This window comes from Bradyrhizobium sp. SZCCHNGR1005 (assembly GCF_032489995.1).
In the GTDB taxonomy this organism is placed as follows: domain Bacteria; phylum Pseudomonadota; class Alphaproteobacteria; order Rhizobiales; family Xanthobacteraceae; genus Bradyrhizobium.
In genome coordinates, this window is sequence record NZ_JAUEZC010000008.1 from 206,712 (window position 1) to 227,302 (window position 20,591).

Annotated in this window: 21 protein-coding genes and 1 pseudogene; 11 read left to right on the forward strand and 11 right to left on the reverse strand. The window is 63.5% G+C overall.

What is annotated here, in order from left to right; all coding sequences use genetic code 11:
• Nucleotides 1-75: 75 nt before the first annotated feature.
• The 3 genes from QXZ85_RS28075 to QXZ85_RS28085 are packed head-to-tail and all read left to right on the forward strand — an operon-like array spanning nt 76 to nt 2,693.
• Nucleotides 76-399, forward strand: a complete 324-nt coding sequence (locus tag QXZ85_RS28075; RefSeq protein ID WP_315768109.1) for a rhodanese-like domain-containing protein — start codon at nt 76-78, stop codon at nt 397-399.
• An 8-nt stretch (nt 400-407) separates the two neighbouring features.
• Nucleotides 408-1,571 (forward strand): aminotransferase, encoded by a 1,164-nt coding sequence (locus tag QXZ85_RS28080; protein WP_315705238.1) that lies wholly within the window; start codon nt 408-410, stop codon nt 1,569-1,571.
• Nucleotides 1,572-1,583: 12 nt separating this feature from the next.
• On the forward strand, nt 1,584-2,693 hold the full coding sequence (locus QXZ85_RS28085; RefSeq protein WP_315705476.1) for a polyamine ABC transporter substrate-binding protein: 1,110 nt from the start codon (nt 1,584-1,586) through the stop codon (nt 2,691-2,693).
• A 142-nt stretch (nt 2,694-2,835) separates the two neighbouring features.
• Here the strand turns inward: QXZ85_RS28085 and QXZ85_RS28090 are convergent, their stop codons facing one another.
• The 8 genes from QXZ85_RS28090 to QXZ85_RS28125 form a co-directional block, all read right to left on the reverse strand.
• Nucleotides 2,836-3,213, reverse strand: coding sequence for a VOC family protein (locus QXZ85_RS28090; RefSeq protein WP_315705239.1), 378 nt, complete (start codon nt 3,211-3,213; stop codon nt 2,836-2,838).
• A gap of 208 nt (nt 3,214-3,421) precedes the next feature.
• Entirely contained in the window at nt 3,422-4,354 is a 933-nt protein-coding gene (locus QXZ85_RS28095; RefSeq protein ID WP_315705240.1) for a lipid A biosynthesis lauroyl acyltransferase, read from the reverse strand.
• Between the two features lie 19 nt (nt 4,355-4,373).
• Entirely contained in the window at nt 4,374-5,651 is a 1,278-nt protein-coding gene (locus QXZ85_RS28100; protein WP_315705241.1) for a beta-ketoacyl-ACP synthase, read from the reverse strand.
• A 39-nt stretch (nt 5,652-5,690) separates the two neighbouring features.
• Nucleotides 5,691-6,896: a beta-ketoacyl-ACP synthase gene (locus QXZ85_RS28105; RefSeq protein WP_315705242.1), complete on the reverse strand. Its 1,206-nt coding sequence runs from the start codon at nt 6,894-6,896 to the stop codon at nt 5,691-5,693.
• A complete protein-coding gene (locus tag QXZ85_RS28110; RefSeq protein WP_315705243.1) occupies nt 6,893-7,363 on the reverse strand; it encodes a 3-hydroxyacyl-ACP dehydratase FabZ family protein in 471 nt (156 codons plus the stop codon). The genes QXZ85_RS28105 and QXZ85_RS28110 overlap by 4 nt, the downstream gene beginning before the upstream one ends.
• A 9-nt stretch (nt 7,364-7,372) precedes the next feature.
• Nucleotides 7,373-7,654 carry an acyl carrier protein gene (locus QXZ85_RS28115; protein WP_006609130.1) on the reverse strand — a complete coding sequence of 94 codons (282 nt, stop codon included), beginning with the start codon at nt 7,652-7,654 and terminating at the stop codon, nt 7,373-7,375.
• 217 nt (nt 7,655-7,871) lie between these two features.
• Complete coding sequence (locus QXZ85_RS28120) at nt 7,872-8,231, reverse strand: hypothetical protein (RefSeq protein ID WP_315705244.1); 360 nt, start codon at nt 8,229-8,231, stop codon at nt 7,872-7,874.
• 116 nt (nt 8,232-8,347) lie between these two features.
• A complete protein-coding gene (locus QXZ85_RS28125) occupies nt 8,348-9,193 on the reverse strand; it encodes an ion channel (RefSeq protein ID WP_315705245.1) in 846 nt (281 codons plus the stop codon).
• Between the two features lie 182 nt (nt 9,194-9,375).
• On the opposite strand from QXZ85_RS28125, the gene QXZ85_RS28130 reads away from it, so the two are divergent.
• A complete protein-coding gene (locus tag QXZ85_RS28130) occupies nt 9,376-9,999 on the forward strand; it encodes a ParB-like protein (protein WP_315705246.1) in 624 nt (207 codons plus the stop codon).
• 6 nt (nt 10,000-10,005) lie between these two features.
• Here the strand turns inward: QXZ85_RS28130 and QXZ85_RS28135 are convergent, their stop codons facing one another.
• Both QXZ85_RS28135 and QXZ85_RS28140 read right to left on the reverse strand, forming a co-directional pair.
• Nucleotides 10,006-10,590 (reverse strand): peroxidase-related enzyme, encoded by a 585-nt coding sequence (locus tag QXZ85_RS28135; RefSeq protein ID WP_315705247.1) that lies wholly within the window; start codon nt 10,588-10,590, stop codon nt 10,006-10,008.
• A 200-nt stretch (nt 10,591-10,790) separates the two neighbouring features.
• A complete protein-coding gene (locus tag QXZ85_RS28140; protein WP_315768107.1) occupies nt 10,791-12,536 on the reverse strand; it encodes an ATP-binding protein in 1,746 nt (581 codons plus the stop codon).
• Between the two features lie 343 nt (nt 12,537-12,879).
• On the opposite strand from QXZ85_RS28140, the gene QXZ85_RS28145 reads away from it, so the two are divergent.
• The 7 genes from QXZ85_RS28145 (at nt 12,880) to QXZ85_RS28175 (ending at nt 19,973) form a co-directional block, all read left to right on the forward strand.
• The gene (locus QXZ85_RS28145) at nt 12,880-14,505 is read left to right on the forward strand and encodes an FAD-binding dehydrogenase (protein ID WP_315705249.1); all 1,626 of its coding nucleotides are present in this window, start codon (nt 12,880-12,882) and stop codon (nt 14,503-14,505) included.
• A gap of 9 nt (nt 14,506-14,514) precedes the next feature.
• The gene (locus QXZ85_RS28150) at nt 14,515-16,248 is read left to right on the forward strand and encodes a thiamine pyrophosphate-binding protein (protein WP_315705250.1); all 1,734 of its coding nucleotides are present in this window, start codon (nt 14,515-14,517) and stop codon (nt 16,246-16,248) included.
• A gap of 150 nt (nt 16,249-16,398) precedes the next feature.
• Nucleotides 16,399-16,920, forward strand: coding sequence for an Hsp20/alpha crystallin family protein (locus QXZ85_RS28155; protein WP_315705251.1), 522 nt, complete (start codon nt 16,399-16,401; stop codon nt 16,918-16,920).
• A gap of 159 nt (nt 16,921-17,079) precedes the next feature.
• Complete coding sequence (locus tag QXZ85_RS28160) at nt 17,080-17,385, forward strand: DUF3551 domain-containing protein (RefSeq protein WP_315705252.1); 306 nt, start codon at nt 17,080-17,082, stop codon at nt 17,383-17,385.
• A 127-nt stretch (nt 17,386-17,512) separates the two neighbouring features.
• Nucleotides 17,513-18,430 (forward strand): 3,4-dihydroxyphenylacetate 2,3-dioxygenase, encoded by a 918-nt coding sequence (gene hpaD, locus QXZ85_RS28165; protein ID WP_315705253.1) that lies wholly within the window; start codon nt 17,513-17,515, stop codon nt 18,428-18,430.
• A gap of 111 nt (nt 18,431-18,541) precedes the next feature.
• Nucleotides 18,542-18,736, forward strand: coding sequence for a hypothetical protein (locus QXZ85_RS28170; protein WP_315705254.1), 195 nt, complete (start codon nt 18,542-18,544; stop codon nt 18,734-18,736).
• A 982-nt stretch (nt 18,737-19,718) separates the two neighbouring features.
• Nucleotides 19,719-19,973: a hypothetical protein gene (locus tag QXZ85_RS28175; protein ID WP_315745399.1), complete on the forward strand. Its 255-nt coding sequence runs from the start codon at nt 19,719-19,721 to the stop codon at nt 19,971-19,973.
• A gap of 176 nt (nt 19,974-20,149) precedes the next feature.
• Here the strand turns inward: QXZ85_RS28175 and QXZ85_RS28180 are convergent.
• Nucleotides 20,150-20,332: pseudogene (locus tag QXZ85_RS28180) on the reverse strand (SOS response-associated peptidase); the annotation flags it as partial.
• Between the last annotated feature and the right edge of the window lie 259 nt (nt 20,333-20,591).

Consider the following 20,591-nt stretch of genomic DNA (forward strand, 5'->3'; position numbering starts at 1 on the left):
CTTGATTTTCAAATCGTCTGGAGTGAGTTTGCAAACAGGGGCCAGCACGGCCCCGGGCAGGGTTGGAGGATAGGCGTGGCAGTGGTGCATGATTTGACGCCGCAGGAAGTGGCGAAGGGGATCACGGAAGGCCGTTATCTTCTGGTCGACGTCCGCGAGCCGAACGAAGTTGCTGCGGAAGCCTATCCGGATGGAATCGTCGTCTCGCTTTCGGCGTTCGATCCGAAAGCCATTCCCGATCCGGCCGGAAAAGACGTCGTCTTCGCCTGCCGCTCCGGCAAGCGCTCGGTGACGGCCTCGCTCGCGGCGCAGTCGGCCGGCTTGCCTTACGACAAGCATCTGGCAGGCGGGATGCTCGGCTGGAAGGCCGCCGGCCTGCCGACCAAGACCGGCGGCTAAGCGGCCTCATGACTTCGATGAACAAGGTCTTCGCGGACCTTCCCGTCACCATTTTCGAGGCGATGTCGCAGGCTGCACGCGACAACAACGCGATCAATCTCGGGCAGGGCTTTCCGGACGATCCGGGACCGGAGGATATCCGCCGCGCGGCGGCCGATGCGGTCTTGAACGGCTATAACCAGTATCCCTCGATGATGGGGCTGCCGGAGTTGCGCCAGGCGATCGCGGCGCATTATGCGCGCTGGCACAAGCTCGATCTCGACCCGATGAGCGAAGTTATGGTCACCTCGGGCGGTACCGAGGCGCTGACATCGGCCATCCTGGCCGTGGTCGAGCCGGGCGACGAGGTGATCTGCTTCCAGCCGGTCTACGACTCCTACCTGCCGATCATCCGCCAGGCCGGCGGCATTCCGCGGCTCGTGCGGCTGGAGCCGCCGCATTGGCGACTGTCCGAGGAGATGCTGCGCGCCGCCTTCACGCCGAAGACCAAGGCGGTGCTGTTCAACAATCCGCTCAACCCCGCCGCGGTCGTCTATCCGCGCGAGGATCTGGAGCTGCTGGCGCGGTACTGCCAGGAGTTCGATGCGGTGGCGATCTGCGACGAGGTCTGGGAGCATGTGATCTTCGACGGTCGCGAGCACATCCCGCTGATCACGATTCCTGGCATGCGCGAGCGCACCATCAAGGTCGGCTCCGCTGGCAAGATCTTCTCGCTGACCGGATGGAAGGTGGGCTTCGTCTGCGCCGCGCCGCCGCTGTTGCGCGTTGCCGCCAAGGTGCATCAGTTCCTGACCTTCACCACCGCGCCCAATCTGCAGGTCGCGGTGGCTTATGGGCTCGGCAAGTCCGACGACTATTTTCTGGACATGCGTGCCGAACTGGCGCGGAGCCGTGACCGGCTGACTGCCGGATTGGAGAGCCTCGGCTTTCCGGTCCTGAAGGCGCAGGGCACCTATTTCCTCACCGTCGATCTGTCACCGCTCGGTCTCAACGAGACCGACGAGGCGTTCTGCTGGCGGATCGTGAGGGATTACAAAGTCGCGGCGATCCCGGTCTCGGCCTTCTACGAGCGCGATCCGGTGACCTCGGTGGTGCGCTTCTGCTTCGCCAAGAAGGATGCAACCCTCGACACCGCACTCGAGCGTCTGTCCGACGCGATCCACCGACGCTAGGGGGTGACCAAGATGGCGCGCGGCCGCAAGCAGAGCGCTTTCCATTTCCTCGTTGCCGCCGCGTTGCTGCTGTCCCTGCCGCCGGTGTTCGGCGCGGACCGCGTCGTGAATTTCTACAACTGGTCGAACTACATGGCGCCGGGAGTCCTTGACGACTTCACCAAGGAGACCGGCATCAAGGTGGTGTACGACACGTTCGATGCCAATGAGACGCTGGAGACGCGGCTGCTGGCCGGCAAATCCGGTTATGACGTGGTGGTTCCGACCGCGTATTTCCTGCAGCGTCAGATCAAGGCGAGGATCTTTCAGCCGCTCGACAAATCGAAGCTGCCCAATCTGGCCAATGCCTGGCCGTTCGTGACGGCGCATCTGGCCACCTACGATCCCGGCAATCAATTCGCCGCCAACTACATGTGGGGCACGACAGGAATCGGCTACAACGTCAAGGCGGTCGAGAAGATCCTCGGACCGGGCGCCAGGATCGACAGCTGGGACATCGTCTTCAAGCCCGAGAACCTCGCGAAATTCAAGGAATGCGGGGTCCAGATGCTGGATTCCGCCGACGATATTTTTCCGGCCGCGCTGAACTATCTGGGCCTTGATCCGAACTCGACCAAACAGGCGGACCTGGAGAAGGCGGCCGAGGCGGTCGGCAAGGTCGCGCCCTATGTGCGCAAGTTTCATTCGTCGGAATATCTGAGCGCGCTGGCGACCGGCGAGATCTGCCTCGTGGTCGGCTGGTCCGGCGATATCATGCAGGCGAAGAGCCGCGCCGACGAGGCCAAGAACGGCGTCGAGATCGGTTACACGATCCCGAAGGAAGGGGCGCAGATGTTCTTCGACAATCTCGCGATCCCGGCCGATGCGCAGCACGTCGCGGAAGCCTACGAACTGATCAACTATCTCTATCGTCCGGACGTCGCGGCCAGGAATTCCGACTTCCTGTCCTACGCCAACGGCAACCTGGCAAGCCAGAAGCTGATCGATCCGAAGATTTTCTCCGACAAGAACATCTATCCGGACGAGGCCACGCTGGCGAAACTGTTCGTCATCACGGCCCGCGATCCGTCCACCCAGCGTACCATCAACCGGCTTTGGACCCGGGTGAAGACCGGGCGGTGATTACCGCCGTCATTCCGGGATGGCGCGCAAGCACCAGACCCGGAATCTCGAGATTCCGGGTTCGATGCTGCGCATCGCCCCGGAATGACGAGAAATGGTCGCCTAGTTGATCGTGACGGTAGGCGAGACTAACTAAGCCCGATCACCCCATCCGATGCAGCGCGCAGAGCTTGTTGCCGTCGAGATCGCGCAAATAGGCCAGATAGAGCTTGCCCGCGGCGCCTTCGCGGACGCCGGGCGGCTCCTCGCATGAGGTGCCGCCGGCGGCGACGCCGGAGGCATGCCAAGCCTCAACCTGGTCTGCAGAATTGCACGCAAAGCCGATCGTGCCGCCATTGGCGGCGGTCGCAGGCTCGCCATTGATCGGCTTCGATATCGAGAAGACGCCGGTCGGCGTGAAATAGAAGATGCGGTGGCCATCGACCTTTGCGGGCCTCACGCCGAGCGTGCCGAGCAGCGTGTCGTAGAACGCCTTGGCCTTGTCGAGGTCGTTGGTCCCGATCATGACGTGCGAAAACATTCCTGCTTGTCCTCCCTGTGTTTCCCGAACGCGTGCGGGGTGCGATTCGCCTGATCTGCCACTTCGCCCGCGAGCGCGGGGTCGAGCGGGGCGGCTCTACGGTAGCGAGGGTTGACGGAAGGTGTAACTGATTTCTTCCGCAAGATGGCGCTTACGGAGCATGGCCTGCTGCGGAATATCTTCCTTGTGGAGGAATTTTCCGTCGGGCCTACCGCCAGCGGCGGTGCAGCCAGAGCCATTGTTCGGGATATTCGCGGATCCAACCCTCGATGACCGAGGTGACGGCCTGCATGGTGCCCTGGATGTCAATCTGACCCTTGGCGTCACGGACGGGCTGTATCTCTTCGGTCAGCTCCGCGACGAAGCGGTGGTTCGGCTGGCGGATGATGCGCACGCCATGTACCGGGCATTCGACCTGGCGGAGCAGCCGTGCCAGCGTCGGATTGGCGCGCGTCTTGCGGCCGAAAAACGTCACCTCAACGCCGCTCGCCAGATACTGATCGACCAGCATGGCGACGTGCTGGCCGCGCTGCAGAGCCTCCGCCAGCCGCAGCGGTGCGTCGCGGCCGGCCGGGATCAGGGTGCCCATCTTCACCTGCCGCATCTCCTGGATGATGCGGTCGGCCGAGGCGATATTGGGCTTGCGATAAAGGATCGCCGCATCCAGCCCATGGGCGACCGCGGCCAGCGCCGGCATCTCCCAATTGGCGAGGTGGCTTGCGAAGATCAGCGCCGGTTTGCCGTCGAGCCTGAGCTGATGAAACAACTCGTAGGTCCGCGGCGACAGCCAGATCCGGCTCTTCTCCGGATGCGCTTCCTCGTAGTCCCAGATCTTGTCGAGATGAGCGAACTCGGCGCCGACCCGGCCGAGATTGTCCCAGACGCCGGCGAGAATTGCATCGATCTCCTGCGGCGATTTCTCAGGGAAGGCCGCAACGAGATTGGCGCGACCGATCCTGTGCTCGCGCAGCCGCGGGCCGATCAGTTGCGCAACGCGGGCGAACAGGTCGGCTGTCTTGATCGGATCGAAATAGCGCGTCGCGCGCAACAGGCCGACGGTGAGCGCACCAACGGCCGATGCGCCCAGCGACTTCGAGGCCTCGCGGAATCGGGCCTTGGTCCGAACGAGCAGGGCGTTCATCGCGACAGATGAATGCCGATCACGCCGGTTCGCGCGTCAGGATCAGTGAAGCATTCTGGCCACCGAAGCCGAACGAGTTCGACATCACGGTGGTGACGCGTGCGTCACGGGCCTTGTTGCCGACCACATCGAACAGGATCGCGGGGTCCGGGATATCGTAATTGATCGTCGGCGGGATCCGCTGATGTTCGAGCGTGAGCAGCGAGTAGATCGCTTCGACCGCACCTGCAGCCGAGATCGTGTGACCGACCATCGACTTGTTCGAGGACACCGGAATCTTGCTGGTGTGCTCGCCGAACACGGCGGAGACGCCGACATATTCCATCTTGTCGTTTTCGGGCGTCGCGGTGCCGTGAGCGTTGATGTGGTCGATCTGCTCCGGCGCCATGCCGGCATCGGCCAGCGCCTTGCGGATGCAGCCGATGATCGGCTTGCCGTCGGGCGAGGAGCGGGTGCGATGGAAGGAGTCGGTGAGCTCGCCGCAGCCGGCGATCACGCCCAGAATGGTGGCGCCGCGAGCGACCGCAGCGTCATAGCTTTCCAGGATCAGCGCGCCGGCGCCTTCGGCCATCACGAAGCCGTCGCGATTCTTCGAGAACGGCTTTGACGAGGCCTGCGGCGGTTCATTCTGGGTCGACAGCGCCGACAGCAGCGAGAAGCGCACGAGACCCTCGGGGTTGACCGAGCCCTCGGTCGCCGCGCACAGGGCGATATCGGTCTCGCCGCGACGGATCGCCTCGACGCCGAGCTGGATCGCGGTGGCGCCGGAGGCACAGGCGGTCGACAGCGAGATCGGCGAGCCCTTGGTGCCGAAGGTCTCGCTGAGAGAGTCGGCCACGGAGCCGAATAGGAAGCGATGGTGATAGGGCAGGAACTTGCCGCCGCCGCAGACCCTGAGCAGGTCGTCATAGTTGAACTCGGTACCGCCGACGGCGTGGGCAAGTTCGAGGCGCTGCGGCCACTCGATCTCGACCGGCGCCACCGCCAGGAACAGGGGGCCGGGGAAATCGCCTTTGCGGCCGACCCCGGACTGCTCGATGGCTTCCTCGACGGCAAGATGCGCAAGCCGTTCGGCAAGTCCGGTGGACGTGAACGGCGTGACGGGTACGAAGTCCACCGTGCCGGCCATGGTCGTCTTCAGGCCGTCGATCGGAAACCGCGTGATAGTGCGGATGCCGGATTCGCCGGCGACGAGCTTGGCCCAATTGTCGGTCTTGCCGGCGCCGAGCGAGGTCACGACGCCCATGCCGGTGACCACGACGATGGGGCGTCCAAACTTGTCACGTGCAGCAGTCATGATGTCCCCCGTCGCGTGTGTGGGTCGGCAACGCCGCGTTCACTTGACCGCTTCGACCAAGGCCATGCCTTCGCCGCGGTAATGGCCAGCTCCAACCACCACAATCTGGGTCGGGGCTTCCTTGGTTTCAATCTCCACGCCGGTGGAATCTCCGGGCGGAAACAGCGCGCCGCGCGAGATCGACAGCGCCGCGAGCGCAAGTCCGAGTGCGAACTGCGTCTCCATCGTGTGGCCGAACCGCGTGCCGCTCGATCGCACCGCGAAATTCTTGTGCCGATCGAGAAAGGCGCGTTCCTCGGACGTCACGGGTTCGGCGCCGGTCGCGCCGGTGATGATGGCCCCACTGCCGTCATGAACTCCGATGGAGGACCACAACTTATCGAGCGTCGCGGTCACCGCGCCCGGCTGCTTGCGCTTGGCGTGATCGGCAACGACGCTGGTGAGCCGGGCCAGGGGCTTGGCGCCGCGCGCCAGGGCATGCGCCTTCGATTCGATCACCAGGAAGGCGCCGGCCGAGCCGAGCGCAAATCCCGGATGTTCCTGACGCGCCCAGACCGGGACGAACTTGTTCTTCAGATTGTAATCGCCGAATTCGTAGAGGACCAGGAGATCCTTCCGCTCGCCATTATGCGAGCCGCCGACCAGCGCGATCTCGCTCTGGCCGCCCGCGATTCGCGCCAGCGCGATACGCGCGGCATCGACGCCCGACACCTCTTCACCCATGAAGGTGCGCGAGGTGCCGCAGACGCCGTGGACGATGGCGATATTGCCTGCGAGCAGGTTGGAGAGCTGCGCCAGGAACAAGGTCGGGCGCAGATCGTTCATCAGCCGGTCGTTGAGGAAGCCTGGCGTGCAATTGCCCTGGGCTTCCGCGTTGAGGATATTGGTGTCGACGGAAATGTCGCGCTCGCCGCCACCGGCAGCGACGATCATGTCCATGCGCGACAGGATATCCTTGTTGCCCTTGAGGCCAGCCGAGTCGAGCGCAAGGCCGGCGGCATAGGTGCCGATGCGCTGCCAGGCTTCCATCTGACGCTGTTCCTTCTTGGGGATCTGCGTCTCCAGATTCACCGGCGCCCAGGGGTGCACCACATAGGGTGCAAGACCCGTCTCGTTGACATTGATGCGGCCGGCGTTGAGCGCCTCCCAGTTCGCATCAAGGCCCTCGCCGAGCGAGGTCGCAAGCCCAATGCCGGTGATCCAGACTTCGACTGGTTCCGGCGTCACAGATGTCGTCTCGGTCATGATAACTCGGCCTGTTGCGGAAACCCGACGCGCTTGGCGACATCGTCCATGTATCCGCGCAGCTCAGGGTTGGGGAAGGGGACGTGGCTGAAGGTGATGGTCGCGTTGGACCGCAGCTTGCCGGCCACCTTCACCCGCGCTTCGGTGATGGCGTAGCCGGAGCCCTCGTGCAGCACGTTCGCCTCCACGGTCAGCACCTCGCCGGGCGTGACGAAGCCACGCATCTTGGCCTCCTTGACGGCGGCCAGGAACGGCATGCGCTCGAACTTCATCAGCGCCAGCAGCAGCCAGCCCGAGGTCTGCGCCATCGACTCGATCAGGAGCACGCCCGGCATGATCGGATAGCCCGGGAAATGCCCCTCGAAGATCGTGCTCGTGAGCGGAACCTGCGCTTCAACCGTGATGGTTTTCTCGTCCAGATTGAGGTCGAGAATGCGGTCAATGAGCTGGAAATATTCGATTCTCATGGCGGGCGATCAGGCGCCCTTAGCTGCGACCAGTTCGTCGATACGCGCGCAAAGGTTTTTCAGCACAAAATACTGTTCGGTGCTGGCCTTGCCGTCGTTGACTTCCTGAGTCCACTTTTCCAATGGCAGTTTGATGCCGAACGCCTTGTCGATCGCAAAGGCGATGTCCAAGAAATCGAGGCTGTCGATCCCCAAATCGTCGATGGCATGGCTATCCGGCGTGATCGTGTCGCGCGGGATGTCGCAGGTTTCAGCGATGATCGTGGCGACCTGATCGAATGTTGAGGACATCACTAAGCCTTTGATATATTGGTGACAATTCCGATGCGGCGCGACGGGTGATTCGGCGGAGGGCTGCGTCCTGGTACGAGCCCTGGAGTCCCCGTCGCCCGGGAGTCGAGTGCCCGTATATCGGAGCGCCGCCGCGAGTTCAATGGAGGCAGGCAAGCCGGCTGCAGCCGGCTTGGACCGAGTGCGGGGTGCGATTTCGCCCGCGATCACGGCACGATCAGGGCGTGTAGGGCTCCGTGATAATGCGGGCGCAGTCGCGCCGTCCGGTCAAAACGCAATCCTGGGTTTTGCGCAGGTCCGCGATGCTCATCGCGAGCCATATGCCGATGGCTGTCAGCGCGACGGTGAAGGCAAAGGCAGCGATGTTGGCGAGAATTCTGTGGCGATAATCATCGGCGTCCTCGCGGGACCGCTCGTAGCGCGACAAATCAAGGGGATCTGGTTGAATGGGCTCCCGTCGGGGCAGCGGCACCGGTGGGCCGCCCCCGTCCATCACTCGCCGGGTCGGCGCGCTACGCGGCCGGAAGGGCACTACGCGGTGCTCATCCTCGGCTGCAACGGGGCGCTGGGTCTTCATGGCCTTTGACTCCGATCCGATCTTCTAACACGCAGCTGCCGCGTCTCACAAAGAAAGTTTAGCAGGACAGACGTGCGCGCTTGCGCCAATTCGACCTTGGGCTGCAATCGCCAGCATCAGATTTCGACGGTTTCGTGGAACCGGCCGTAATCGATCCGGATGCGTCCGTCTGTGCTCGTGGCGTCCAGAATGTCGGCATAACGACGGCCAAAGCAAATGTCGGGATGGTCGTAGGTCTTGCGCGCATGCACGGTTTGCGCCGCAACAACATCATAACCCGTCACCACGACCGACAGGGACACGTTGCCGGCTTCGAGATCGGCCGTGGCCATGCCGTGCAATGGGCTCGTGTCATCGATGACGTGATAGAGCGTCCAGCTCAGCGCCAGTACGGGACTTTCATTGCGCAACAGCGGCAGTTCGTAAAAGCGTCGAAACGGCATGCCTTCGGCGGTCACGACGTTCTTGAACAGCCACAGCCGGGCACTGGCATTGCCGATCAGGTTCTGTCGCTCATTGGCGAGGCGAACCATCAGCGTCGGCATGCCTTCATGATTGGAGATCACGAGCCGGTTGGCAAACAGCAGTCGCGCCTGCGGCCGCGAGAAGCGGGCGAAGATCAGCCCGGTCATGACCGACATCGAGAAGATGCCGGTGAACAGTTCGATCGTCGCGATGAAGTGGCCGTAATGCGTCTGCGGGTGCATGTCGCCGTAGCCGGCGGTCGAGAGCGTCTCGATGCTGAAATAGAAATAATCGATATAGGCGGCCCCCGGGACGTTCGAGATCGGCTGATCGCCGAGCCAATAGAACGCAGCGAAGATGGCGTTAAAGGCGAGAAACACGAACGCGGCCCCGGCGATGAAAGCCGACCACGATGCGGTCATGCAGCGATGACTGATGTCGTCCCAGAAATTGAGATTCAATCCCTCGGTGACGACCTCGCGCCCACCGATACGCACGACGCGCCCCTTTGTGATCCAGTCGTTATGTTCGCCAGCAAGCTGTTTCAAATTGCAAGCCCACTTTGCAAGCCCACTCGATCCGGGACTCGGCGCGTGTGGCGCTTGAGCACCCGTATGACCATGGCATAATTACATGAATCGCAGAACCGCCGCGATATTTGGATACCGGAGATTTGAGCATGGCGAACACCCGCGAGCCGGCATTGCACCCGGTGCCTATCCTGTCACTGCGACCGACCCAGATGACGGTCGGGATGCGCGAGGTGAAGGAGAAGCGTGAGCGCTGGCGACAGCACAAAAAGAAGAAGCAGGCCGAATTGCTCGGTAGGCACATGATCCCCGTCGTCCTGGGGCCCGATCAGCGCCATTACGTGGTGGACCATCATCATCTGGCGCGCGCGCTTCATGACGAGGGTGTCAAGGACGTGCTGGTGACAATCATCGGCGATCTCACCATGGTCGATCGCGACGCGTTTTGGGGCGTGATGGACAACAAGCGCTGGGCCTATCCCTATGACGCAAAGGGCGAGCGCCGTCATTTCAAGGACCTGCCGAAGTCGGTCTCCGATATGAAGGACGATCCGTTCCGCAGCCTCGCCGGCGAGCTTCGCCGGGCAGGCGGGTTCGCCAAGGACACGACGCCGTTCAGCGAATTCCTGTGGGCGGATTTCCTGCGCCGGAAGATCTCGCGCAAGACGGTGGAGACCTACTTTTCGTCCGCGATGGAGCAGGCCCTGTCGCACGCCAAGAGCAAGGAAGCGATCTACCTGCCGGGCTGGTGCGGTCCGGCAACGGACGATTGAGGCGCTTCACGCCGGTTTCGGCAGGCGCCCCATCAGATAGAACTCGTCGTTCGGACGCATGGCCGTGACATTGGCCATGCGGTTCGACAGCGCGAAGAAGGCGGCAATCGCCGCGATGTCCCAGATGTCGCCTTCGCTGAAGCCGTGGCCGGCCAGCATCGTGAAGTCCTCATCCGTGACTGTCTGTGCCTGAAGCGCGACCTTCATCGAGAAATCCAGCATCGCCTTCTGGCGTGGCGTGATGTCGGCCTTGCGATAGTTGATCGCGACCTGATCGGCGATCAACGGGTTCTTGGCGCGGATGCGCAGGATCGCGCCATGGGCGATCACGCAATATTGGCACTGGTTGGCGGCCGAGGTCGCGACCACGATCATCTCGCGCTCGGCTTTGGTGAGCCCGCCATCCTTGTCCATCAGCGCGTCGTGATAGGCGAAGAAGGCACGGAATTCGTCCGGCCGGTGAGCCAGGGTGAGAAATACGTTCGGCACAAAGCCCGATTTCTCCTGGACGGCGAGCAGGCGCGTGCGGATGTCCTCCGGGAGGGCATCGATTGCAGGAACGGGAAAGCGGCTGATGGCGGGCTGTGTCATCGAATGGGTCCGGCTTGGCTTCTGACCGGTCAACCATAGTGCGTCGGCAGCACACAGCAAGCCGGGCTAGTTCAAGACTTCGACCGTTGCCGAGCGGCTCGCGACGAGCTCGGCGCCTTCCGGAACATGATCGAGCGCTTCAACCGGTCGCCGATGTCGACGGCCAACATCGCCATGCTGCTGGCTGATGGCGCGCTGGTTCAGCGCAGCGGCTTCTTCAACAGCGAGAAGCGATCCGGGTCGAGCCCCATCGATGGCTGCAGCATCGGCGCGTCCAGCGGCATCGAAAGTGCGGCGCTTCGGTCGGAACTGACGGAATCGCCCTGCATGTCGCGGCTCGACGTGGCGCCGCGCCAGCGTTCGAGGACGGCGCTGACAAAGTGCATGTCGTGGCCGGAGGTGATCGACGGAACGGTCGCGATGGTCGCTTCACTGCGCGGCATCTGGTGCGGCGGCACTTCCTTGAAGCGCAGCCGGGTCGGCAGTGCGACGCCTTCGCCGAAGGCCAACACCTCGCGGGTACCGAGCGAGGGCACGAACGACAGCAGGTTCGCGGCTGCGTCCGAGACCGCCGAGCGCAACAGCGACTGGTCGCGCTCGTTGGCAAGCCGCATCGTGAACAGCGTGTTGCACTGGGAGATGATGGTGGCATCGAGCTCGGCGGGACGCTGCGTGACGAGGCCGAGATAGACGCCGTATTTGCGGCCTTCCTTGGCGATGCGCGACACCGCCTTGCGGGTGGGCCCGAAGCCGATCGAGCGATCGGCCGCGGCATAGCGGTGCGCTTCTTCGCAGATGAACAGCAGCGGCGAGACGCCGTCGCTCCACAGGCCGAAGTCGAATGCCATGCGGCATAGCACCGACACGACGGAGTCCACGACCTCGGCCGGGAAGCCGGCGAGCTGCATCACGGTCATCGGCCGGCCGTTCGCCGGCAGCCGGAACAGGTGGCTGATGACTTCGGCCATGGTGTCGCCGCCGACATTGGCATTGTCGAACATGAAGGCATAGCGCGGGTCGTTGCGCACGGTCTCGATGCGCGAGATCAGTTTGTGATAGATGATGCGCGAGGAGCGGTTCTCGAGCTTGCCCATGCGCTCATCGATCAGGTTGATGAGGTCGACCAGTCGGTAGGGAACGGGCGTGTCGACGGTGTAGCCCACCGTCTTGGGATCCATGCGCTTGAGTCCGATCCGGTCCGAGTTCTGGTACTGGGTGTAGACTCCCTTTGCGAGCGGGATGACCTCGGCAAGAATGTCCAGCTCTTCGGGCACGCCGGGACGACCGCCGAACAGGACGTCGACGATTTCCTCGAAGTTGAACAGCCAGAACGGCAGCTTCAGATTGCGCGGATTGAGCACGAGTGCACGATCGCCGAAGCAGCGGCCATATTCGTTATGCACGTCGAGCAGGAAGATGCGCAGGTTGGGGCGCGCTTTCAGGATTTCGTTCAGAAGCAGGGAAACGCCGGTCGACTTACCGACGCCGGTCGAGCCGAGCACCGCGAAGTGCTTGGACAGCATCTCCTCGACATTGACGTAAGCGCGCACCGACGGGTCCTGCTGCAGGGCGCCGATATCGATCTGGTCCCCGGCGGTCGGGGCGTAGATCGTGCGCAGCTCCTGGCTCGTGATCATCTCCACGGTATCGCCGATGGTGGGATAGTGGGTCACGCCGCGCTGGAATTTGGGGCGTTCGGTAGGACCTGAGATCTCGCCGAGGAGGTCGACCGAAGCGGTCGCCATGTAGGTCCGCGCGTTCGCCACGGCTTCGCTGGACACCTCGGTGATGAGGGCAACGATGGTGGCGTTCGGAGCGCGGATGCTGATGAAACGTCCGACTGTGGCGCGGATCTCGGAAACGCTCAGCTGCTCGGCCGCTAGGATGCCGACACGAGCCTGGGAGCCTCGCACCGAGATCACGTGTCCGAAGGATGTCACGGTCATTGAACCTGTGGTGAGTGGGGTCGGACCGCTACCTTGGCGGCTGTGCCTGGAAAATGTGTTAAACGGCTTTCACTTCGAATTTCGTTGTGGCGCGGACGCGCAGCCAAGAGCTGCGGTTGCGCTGGGCCGGTGTTCCACCAAACCACTGTAAGCTGTTCCAAAGTCAGGGGTTTTGCACTGTCTTTCTCTCCCTGCGTTGCTACGGGCTATTTACGTCCGGTTTACCATTCCCGCAGCGCCCGTAAATTCCGCGTTGCGGGCGGGCCGACGCGAGCCGGTTGATTTGCGCCAACCGGCAGGGTTGAGTTCGACTCATCTTTAGCCAGGAAAGCGACCGGCGCCCATGCTCGCTGAGCGAAGCGACATCCTGATCATCGGCGGCGGCATCGCAGGGATCGCCACCGCCCTCGATCTACTCGACGACGGCCGCTCGGTTCTGCTCGTCGATCGTGACGAGGAGCCCGCGTTCGGAGGGCTCGCCCGCGAAAGCTTTGGCGGCATGTTCTTCGTCGATTCCCCCGAGCAACGCCGGCAGGGCATCCGCGACAGTGCAGAGCTTGCGTGGCGCGACTGGCGGAGCTTTGCGGAATTCGATCCGGGCGACCGCTGGCCGCTGGCCTGGGCGCAGGCCTATGTGAACCGGGCGACGCCCGACGTCTATCGCTGGGTGCGCCGCTTCGGCGTCAGTTTTCTACCGGTGGTCAACTGGGTCGAGCGCGGCGAATTCCAACCCGGCAATTCCGTGCCGCGCTTTCACATCGCCTGGGGCACCGGGAAGGGCATTGCGGACGCGCTGATCGGAGCGCTCCGCAATCACGCCAATGCAGGCCGACTGACTTTGCGGTTTAGCCGGCGTGTCGAACGGCTGATCGTTCAGGCCGGCCTTGTCGTCGGTGCCGAAGGCCACGACGAAAAGGACGGCTCTGCCTTCGAGCTCCGTGCCGAACAGGTCGTGGTCGCCACCGGCGGCATCAATGGCGATCTCGGTCGCGTCCGGCAGAACTGGCATCGTGACTGGGGCAGGCCGCCTGAGGTCTTGCTCAACGGTTCGCATCGCTTTGCCGATGGCAGGCTGCATGATGCCACGGTGGCGGCCGGCGGCACCGTCACCCACCTCGACCGCATGTGGAACTACGCCGCCGGCGTGCATCATCCGCACCCGCGCAAGCCGAGCCATGGGCTCTCGCTGGTGCCGCCGCGCTCCGCACTCTGGCTGAACTGGCGAGGGCAGCGGATCGGTCCGCAGCCGCTGGTCTCGGGTTTCGACACGCGGCGGCTGGTCACCGACATCTGCCGCCAGGAGCGGCCTTATTCGTGGCAGCTGATGAACCGCACCATCGCGCTGAAGGAGCTTGCCGTCTCCGGCGCCGAATTCAATCCCTCGATCCGGGAGAAGAACCGGCTCGGCTTCCTGCGCGACATCCTGTTCGGCAATCGCTGGCTCGTCGATGAACTGATCGGGACGTGCCAGGACTTCGTCACCGCATCGAGCCTGCCTGAACTGGTGGACAAGATGAACGCGCTGCAGGGCGACCAGGCGGTGTCGCGCGATGCGGTCATCGACGCCGTTCAGGCCTATGACGCGACGATCGCGCGTGGGGCCAGCCTGATGAACGACGAACAGCTCCGCCGCATCGCGAGCCTGCGGTGCTACCGCGGCGACCGCATCCGGCTCTGCAAATTCCAGCCGATCGCGGACAGGAAGGCGTTGCCGCTGATCGCGGTGCGCGAATTCATCATCAGCCGCAAGAGCCTCGGCGGCATCCAGACCGATCTGCAAAGCCGGGTGCTCGACCCAGCCGGTCAGCCGGTGCCAGGTCTTTACGCCGTCGGCGAGGCCGCGGGCTTCGGCGGCGGCGGCGTTCACGGCTTGCGCGCGCTGGAGGGCACCTTTCTCGGGGGCTGTATCCTGTCGGGGCGGCTGGCAGCGGCCTCGATCAATGGCAAAACAGAATTCTTGAACGGGTGAGGAAACGACATGAAGAGAACCGGAGCCTGGCTCACGGCCTATGCGTTGGAGCAGGTCGGGGCGCGTTTCACCTTCGGCATCCCTGGCGTGCATACGACCGAGCTGTATGACGCGCTCAACAACTCCAACCGCATCACGCAGGTCCTGGTAACCCACGAGGGCGGCGCCTCCTTCATGGCGGATGCGGTGAGCCGGCTGTCCGATTCCATCGGCGTCCTGACGGTCGTGCCGGCTGCCGGCCTGACGCATGCGGCGAGCGGCATCGGCGAGGCGTTCCTCGACGGCGTGCCGATGCTGGTGATCACCGGGGGGCCGCGCACCGACAGCGGTCATCGCTACCAGCTGCACCAGATGGATACGCATAAATTCATGGCCGGCCTGACCAAGGCGACGTTCCATGTGACTCGCCACGAGGATGTGGTGCCGACCCTGTTCGAGGCCTACCGCGTCGCGACCTCAGGCGAGCCGGGCCCGGTGTTCGTGGAGCTGCCGGTCAATATCCTGTTGCTGACCGACGATGTGTCCGAGCTCCCCCAGTTCAAGCCGGCTCCGCGGCCCGCACCGCAAGCGGCCAATGATATCGCGCGGGCGGCCGAACTCCTCGCGGCCGCCAAACGTCCCTGCATCTTTGCCGGCTGGGGAACGCGCGACGCGACCGCCGAACTGATTAAGCTTGCCGAATGGCTGCAGGCGCCGGTCGCGACCACGTTGCAAGGGCTGTCTGTCTTTCCCGGCAATCATCCGCTGCATGTCGGCTTCGGCTTCGGCAGCTCGGCGGTGCCCGCGGCGCAGAACGCGTTCAAGGATTGCGATTGTCTCGTCGGCATCGGCACGCGCTTTGCCGAGATCGCGACCGGCAGCTACGGCGTCACGGTTCCGGACAATCTGATCCATATCGACATCAATCCGGCCGCGATCGGCGCCAATTTCCCAGCCAAGGTCGGCCTGGTCGGCGATGCCGCAACCGTGCTGCGGGAGCTGCTCGCGGTGCTGGAGACGAAGGGCGGGCGGCGCGCGAGCGATGGCGCCTTGCGCGAGCAGATCGCCAAGGACAAGGCCGCCTATCGCGCCACCTGGTATCGCCACGACAATGCCGGCCTCGTCAATCCGGTGCGGTTCTTCGACGAGCTGCGCCGGCAGATGCCGGACAACGGCATCCTCGCAATCGACGACGGCAATCACACCTTCCTCACCGCCGAGCTGATGCCGATCCACGCGCCGAAGAGCGTGATCCTGCCGACCGATTTCAACTGCATGGGTTACGCGGTGCCGGCGGCCATCGGCGCCAAGCTGGCGTTTCCGGATCGCAGCGTGCAGGCGATCGTCGGCGACGGCGCCTTCACCATGACCTGCATGGAGATCCTGACCGCGGCGAGCAACGGACTCGGCATCGTCTACTACGTCTTCGACGACGGTGAGCTCGCGCAGATCGCGCAGGCGCAGCAGATCCCCTATGGCCGCAAGCCCTGCACGCAGCTCGGCAAGCTGAACATCGAAGGCGTGGCGCTCGCAACCGGCGCCGCCTTCGTACCGATGAACGACAATGCCTCCATTGCAGGTGCCATCGCGCAGGCCAACGAGATCGCGAGCACCGGCCAGCCGGTGATCGTGGCGGTCAAGATCGATTATTCCAAGAAGACCGCCTTTACGCTCGGAACCGTGAAGACCAATTTCGGCCGCTTCCCCCTCAATGAAAAGCTCCGGTTTCTGACCCGCGCCGCAGTCCGTCATATGGTCGGGTAGGGAACCAACGTCGAGTTTGATCGCGATCAATCTTGAACGACCGCGTCATCGATACATTTTTCCCGTCAAACGCGAACAGCGGTTTGCCGGCCGGTTGCGCTGTGCCCTGCCGAGAAGCTCAGTCTCGCGTTGAAACCAGGAGAATGGATCATGGCTGAACCTGCCAAGCTGCCTGTCAACACCGAGAAAGCGTCCGCTCCGTCCGTGCAGGGCTGGCGGCCGTTCGAGAATCTGCGCCGCGAGATCGACCGCGTGTTCGAGGATTTCAACACCGGTTTCTGGCGCAGTCCGTCGCTGTTCGAGTCCCTGCCGAGCCTGGCGCGCGCAAGATCGTTTGCGGTCGCGCCGGCCGTAGACGTCGCCGAGCACGAGAAGGCCTATGAGGTGAGCGCCGAACTGCCCGGCCTCGACGAAAAGAATGTCGAGGTGAAGGTGGTCAACGGCGTGCTGTCGATCAAGGGCGAGAAGCAGGAGGAGAAGGAAGAGAAGAAGAAGGATTATTACCTGCGCGAGCGCAACTTCGGATCGTTCGAGCGCTCGTTCCAGGTCCCCGACAGCGTCGACACCGACAAGATCGAGGCCAGCTTCAAGCAGGGTGTCCTGAAGGTGATCTTGCCGAAGAAGGCCGAGGCGCAGCAGGCCGCCAAGAAGATCGCCATCAAGGCCGCGTGAGCAATGTTGAGCAATGTTATTCAACCTGCCGCATCTGGTTCGATCCGGATGCGGCCGTTACATCCGTAGCGCGATGGCGCGAATCGCACCCTGGTTTCGTTGCTCCGGATCGTTAAAGTGTTCCGGGCAAGATCGCCGTTCGGCCGAGGAGATTCCAACATGACGACGTGGTGTGTGCGCGGGATGCTGGCGGGCGGATTGGCGCTGTTGGCGCTCGCGCCGCAGACCGCTTCTGCGCAGGACTACCCCTATTGCCTGCAGGGGCGCAGATGGGGATATCCGGGCAATTGCGCGTTCCAGACCTATGAGCAATGCCAGATGACCGCGTCCGGCACCGAGGATTATTGCGATGTCAATCCGCGCGCGGCGTATGCGCGCCAGTGGCAACAGCCCGGGCCCGGGATCTACCAGGACCAGCTGCCGCCGCGCCGCCGACATCACCGGCATCCGCGGACGCCGCACTGACGCTTCGTCCCGCCGCCGATCCGTCTTGCACAGCCGGGCAAGGGCGCTATCCTGTTCCAAACGCGCTGCGGGGCGGCCGGGGAGGTCGCCTCCTGCGGCGAATGAACGGAACGGGAGGATGTGACCGATGGGCAAGCTCGCACTGGCTGCGAAGATCACCCACGTGCCCTCGATGTATCTCAGCGAGCTGGACGGCCCCGGCAAGGGCAAGCGGCAGGCGGCGATCGACGGCCATATCGAGATCGGGCGGCGCTGCCGCGAGGCCGGCGTCGACACCATCGTCGTGTTCGATACGCATTGGCTGGTGAATGCCGGCTATCACATCAACTGCGCACCGCATTTCGAGGGCCTCTACACCTCGAACGAATTGCCGCACTTCATCGCCAACATGACCTACGCCTATGACGGTAATCCGGAGCTGGGCCGGATTCTCTCCGAAGAGGCCAATGCGCATGGCGTCGTCACCATGGCGCATGACGCGACCTCGCTCGCGCTCGAATACGGCACGCTGGTGCCGATGCGCTACATGAACCCCGATCGCCGCTTCAAGGTGGTCTCGGTGTCGGCGTTGTGCACCTCGCATTATCTCTGGGAAAGCGCCAAGCTCGGCTGGGCCTTCCGCCGCGCCGTCGAAGATCATTACGAGGGCACGGTGGCATTCTTCGCCAGCGGCTCGCTCAGCCATCGCTTCGCGCAGAACGGCACGGCGGACGACTATCGCGACAAGATGTTCAGCCCGTTCCTGGAGCGGCTCGACCACGAGGTGATCCAGATGTGGGAGCAGGGCGAGTGGCCCGACTTCTGCGACATGCTGCCGGAATATGCCAGCAAGGGTCATGGCGAAGGCTTCATGCACGACACCGCGATGCTGCTCGGCGCGCTTGGCTGGAACCACTACGACCGCGGCGTCGAGGTGGTGACGCCGTTCTTTCCGTCTTCCGGCACCGGGCAGATCAACGCGCTGTTTCCGGTCTCGCCGATGCCGCATGCGCTCGACGACATCGGCCGGCCGCGCGCAGCGGCACTGGCCGGCGGGAGGTTGTGAGCGGCGACTGGGTTCGAGCACCGATTCCGCCGGGACGGGCCACCCGGCAGGCATGAAGACGTCCCGGCGTCAAGGGTTGCGAAAATGCGGCAACTCTGCATAGTTAAGCGCATGCGCAAGAGTCTTCCCCTGCTTCTGTTCGTCCTGGCCGCCGGCGCCGCCGCATGGTGGCTCTCGGGCGTTGCCCATGATGATCTCGGCCTGTCGGGGCAAGCCGTGCGGATCGACGCGCTGCTGTCGGCCGCGGGCCTCGGCGGCGTTCTCGTGCTGGCCCAGTATTCGGACCGATTCGGCAAGAAGCCGTAGGCGATTGCCCGCGGGGTCCGTTGCGGATGGATCGGACGGGCGGCACTTTTCCGGCTGCCCGGATCCGTCCATGTAGCGCGACCGCCGGCCAGTGACACATGGAGACGACGGCGAGCCGGATGCGTCGAAGCCGGACATGATCCGCGTGGGCGCGTCCTGATTCACATTTCAAACAGCTGATGCGACGCACGGCCACGGTCGCGCGACACGCGTCGTGTCCGAGTTTCGCCGGTAGCGTCACCCTCGTGACAGACGAGGGCGCAGGGAAGGCCGGGTGCGGGCCGCACCCATGGCCCCCGTGCGAACAAGAATGCACGGGGCAGGAACCACAGGTTTGGCCGAGGCATCCCGGCCTTCCCTGCACGATGGTTTTAACGCCTATATGCAGTCTCCCTGGTGCACCGGGCTTTTTGGCCACCATGTCGCGCATGACGCTGATGCGTCAGCTCGAGGACACCAGCGTCGGGGTGTCAGGACCCTGCAACTTCACGTCCGCGACTTGCCGTTCGTCCGCGTGCGACACGCACGCTGCGGCTCATCGCGGCCACCGCTGCCCGCCTCGCGTCTCGTGACGATCGCGCGTACGCCCCTCGCATCAAGGCGGGATGTCCGCAAGATGACGCTGATTTGGGGTCTTTGCCCAGCGGATTATTTTCGGCTGATCATCTGGACAGGCCAAATCAGCTTGAGATCGTTCGCGAATTTTCTGTTTCCGCGCGAGCGATAGGGGGGACCCAAAAGCGGCGTGGCGGTCGGAGCTGATCGCGCAGACAAATCATGGCAATGGATCGAGACAATCGCGCTGTCGCACAAATTACCGTGTCGCATTCGACGGGTGCAGTCCAGCACCGCAATCACCGCGCTGCCCACAGGAAGCCTGTCTCTTTCTCCGCAACCGTCCGGAGATGGAAAATCGCCTGCGATTAAGCCGCTATACTGAAGATCGAGGGCGCGCTACGGAATCTATTTTCGGGCAAGTGGCATGGACTACAAGGTTTTGGTTGGGATTGCCGTGGTGATCGGCGTGATCATCGTCGAATGGCTACGGGCGAAGGCCTACCAGTACGGGCGCCTCGCCGGCGCCAGCCAAGCCGTTCACGACCTTTCGCGGGCGTGCAGCTACCACTATGAGGAGAAGGATCAGCCGCTGCCGAAGAATGTCGACGAGGCGCTCGACTACATGGCCGATACGCTGAAGCGTGGAACGGCACCACCGGCAAGATCGATCTCCACCTGATGGGCGCGGCGATGCTCGGAAGTGCCATGGGCGAGGCGGCGTACCAGAAAGGCTTCGATGCTGGACGCCGGTGGTCGGACCCGTCCGACGGCGAGCGCCGCATCGACCTGCCGCTGGAGCAATGGCGCTGGATCAGATACCTCGCGCACATCGGTTTCCTGAACCAGATGCCGAACTACGCCCCTGCGCGCCATGACCAGCTCGCTCCCGCCTTCGCCATTGCGTACGATCGGCGCCAGGTAGTCGGGAAAGATGCCCGGCAGAACGGGTAGGTTGCCTGTGCGGTCATGCTCCGGCGCGACGCCGAACAATCGGCGGATCGCGTCCACGTTCCTTGTCATGGAGTAGAGATTGCACATGCTCAAATCTGCAAGAGCCTTCATCCTCCAAGGCCGGCACTGCAACCAATAGCCTGATCCGGCTGACCGCGCCGACGGCGGTCACAAACCCGACGAGTTGGACAGCGGCATAACAGATATTCCCGTTGGGCAGCCGCGGAGGAGTCTCGCGTATTTCTACGGGGGGCCACCTGCTAAACTATTTTAAACCTCCCGCACGGCACACTTCGTTGGAATCTACCAAGGAAACCAACGGCACCCGCTGGCTGGATGCCCTCTT

Excerpts from the sequence above, each read along its gene's own strand:
- QXZ85_RS28080 (WP_315705238.1), top strand. The coding sequence starts at position 408 with ATGACTTCGATGAACAAGGTCTTCGCGGACCTTCCCGTCACCATTTTC.
- QXZ85_RS28085 (WP_315705476.1), top strand. The coding sequence starts at position 1,584 with ATGGCGCGCGGCCGCAAGCAGAGCGCTTTCCATTTCCTCGTTGCCGCC.
- QXZ85_RS28090 (WP_315705239.1), bottom strand. The coding sequence starts at position 3,213 with ATGTTTTCGCACGTCATGATCGGGACCAACGACCTCGACAAGGCCAAG.
- QXZ85_RS28095 (WP_315705240.1), bottom strand. The coding sequence starts at position 4,354 with ATGAACGCCCTGCTCGTTCGGACCAAGGCCCGATTCCGCGAGGCCTCG.
- QXZ85_RS28100 (WP_315705241.1), bottom strand. The coding sequence starts at position 5,651 with ATGACTGCTGCACGTGACAAGTTTGGACGCCCCATCGTCGTGGTCACC.
- QXZ85_RS28105 (WP_315705242.1), bottom strand. The coding sequence starts at position 6,896 with ATGACCGAGACGACATCTGTGACGCCGGAACCAGTCGAAGTCTGGATC.
- QXZ85_RS28110 (WP_315705243.1), bottom strand. The coding sequence starts at position 7,363 with ATGAGAATCGAATATTTCCAGCTCATTGACCGCATTCTCGACCTCAAT.
- QXZ85_RS28115 (WP_006609130.1), bottom strand. The coding sequence starts at position 7,654 with ATGTCCTCAACATTCGATCAGGTCGCCACGATCATCGCTGAAACCTGC.
- QXZ85_RS28120 (WP_315705244.1), bottom strand. The coding sequence starts at position 8,231 with ATGAAGACCCAGCGCCCCGTTGCAGCCGAGGATGAGCACCGCGTAGTG.
- QXZ85_RS28130 (WP_315705246.1), top strand. The coding sequence starts at position 9,376 with ATGGCGAACACCCGCGAGCCGGCATTGCACCCGGTGCCTATCCTGTCA.
- QXZ85_RS28135 (WP_315705247.1), bottom strand. The coding sequence starts at position 10,590 with ATGACACAGCCCGCCATCAGCCGCTTTCCCGTTCCTGCAATCGATGCC.
- QXZ85_RS28140 (WP_315768107.1), bottom strand. The coding sequence starts at position 12,536 with ATGACCGTGACATCCTTCGGACACGTGATCTCGGTGCGAGGCTCCCAG.
- QXZ85_RS28145 (WP_315705249.1), top strand. The coding sequence starts at position 12,880 with ATGCTCGCTGAGCGAAGCGACATCCTGATCATCGGCGGCGGCATCGCA.
- QXZ85_RS28150 (WP_315705250.1), top strand. The coding sequence starts at position 14,515 with ATGAAGAGAACCGGAGCCTGGCTCACGGCCTATGCGTTGGAGCAGGTC.
- QXZ85_RS28155 (WP_315705251.1), top strand. The coding sequence starts at position 16,399 with ATGGCTGAACCTGCCAAGCTGCCTGTCAACACCGAGAAAGCGTCCGCT.
- QXZ85_RS28160 (WP_315705252.1), top strand. The coding sequence starts at position 17,080 with ATGACGACGTGGTGTGTGCGCGGGATGCTGGCGGGCGGATTGGCGCTG.
- hpaD (WP_315705253.1), top strand. The coding sequence starts at position 17,513 with ATGGGCAAGCTCGCACTGGCTGCGAAGATCACCCACGTGCCCTCGATG.
- QXZ85_RS28170 (WP_315705254.1), top strand. The coding sequence starts at position 18,542 with ATGCGCAAGAGTCTTCCCCTGCTTCTGTTCGTCCTGGCCGCCGGCGCC.
- QXZ85_RS28175 (WP_315745399.1), top strand. The coding sequence starts at position 19,719 with ATGGACTACAAGGTTTTGGTTGGGATTGCCGTGGTGATCGGCGTGATC.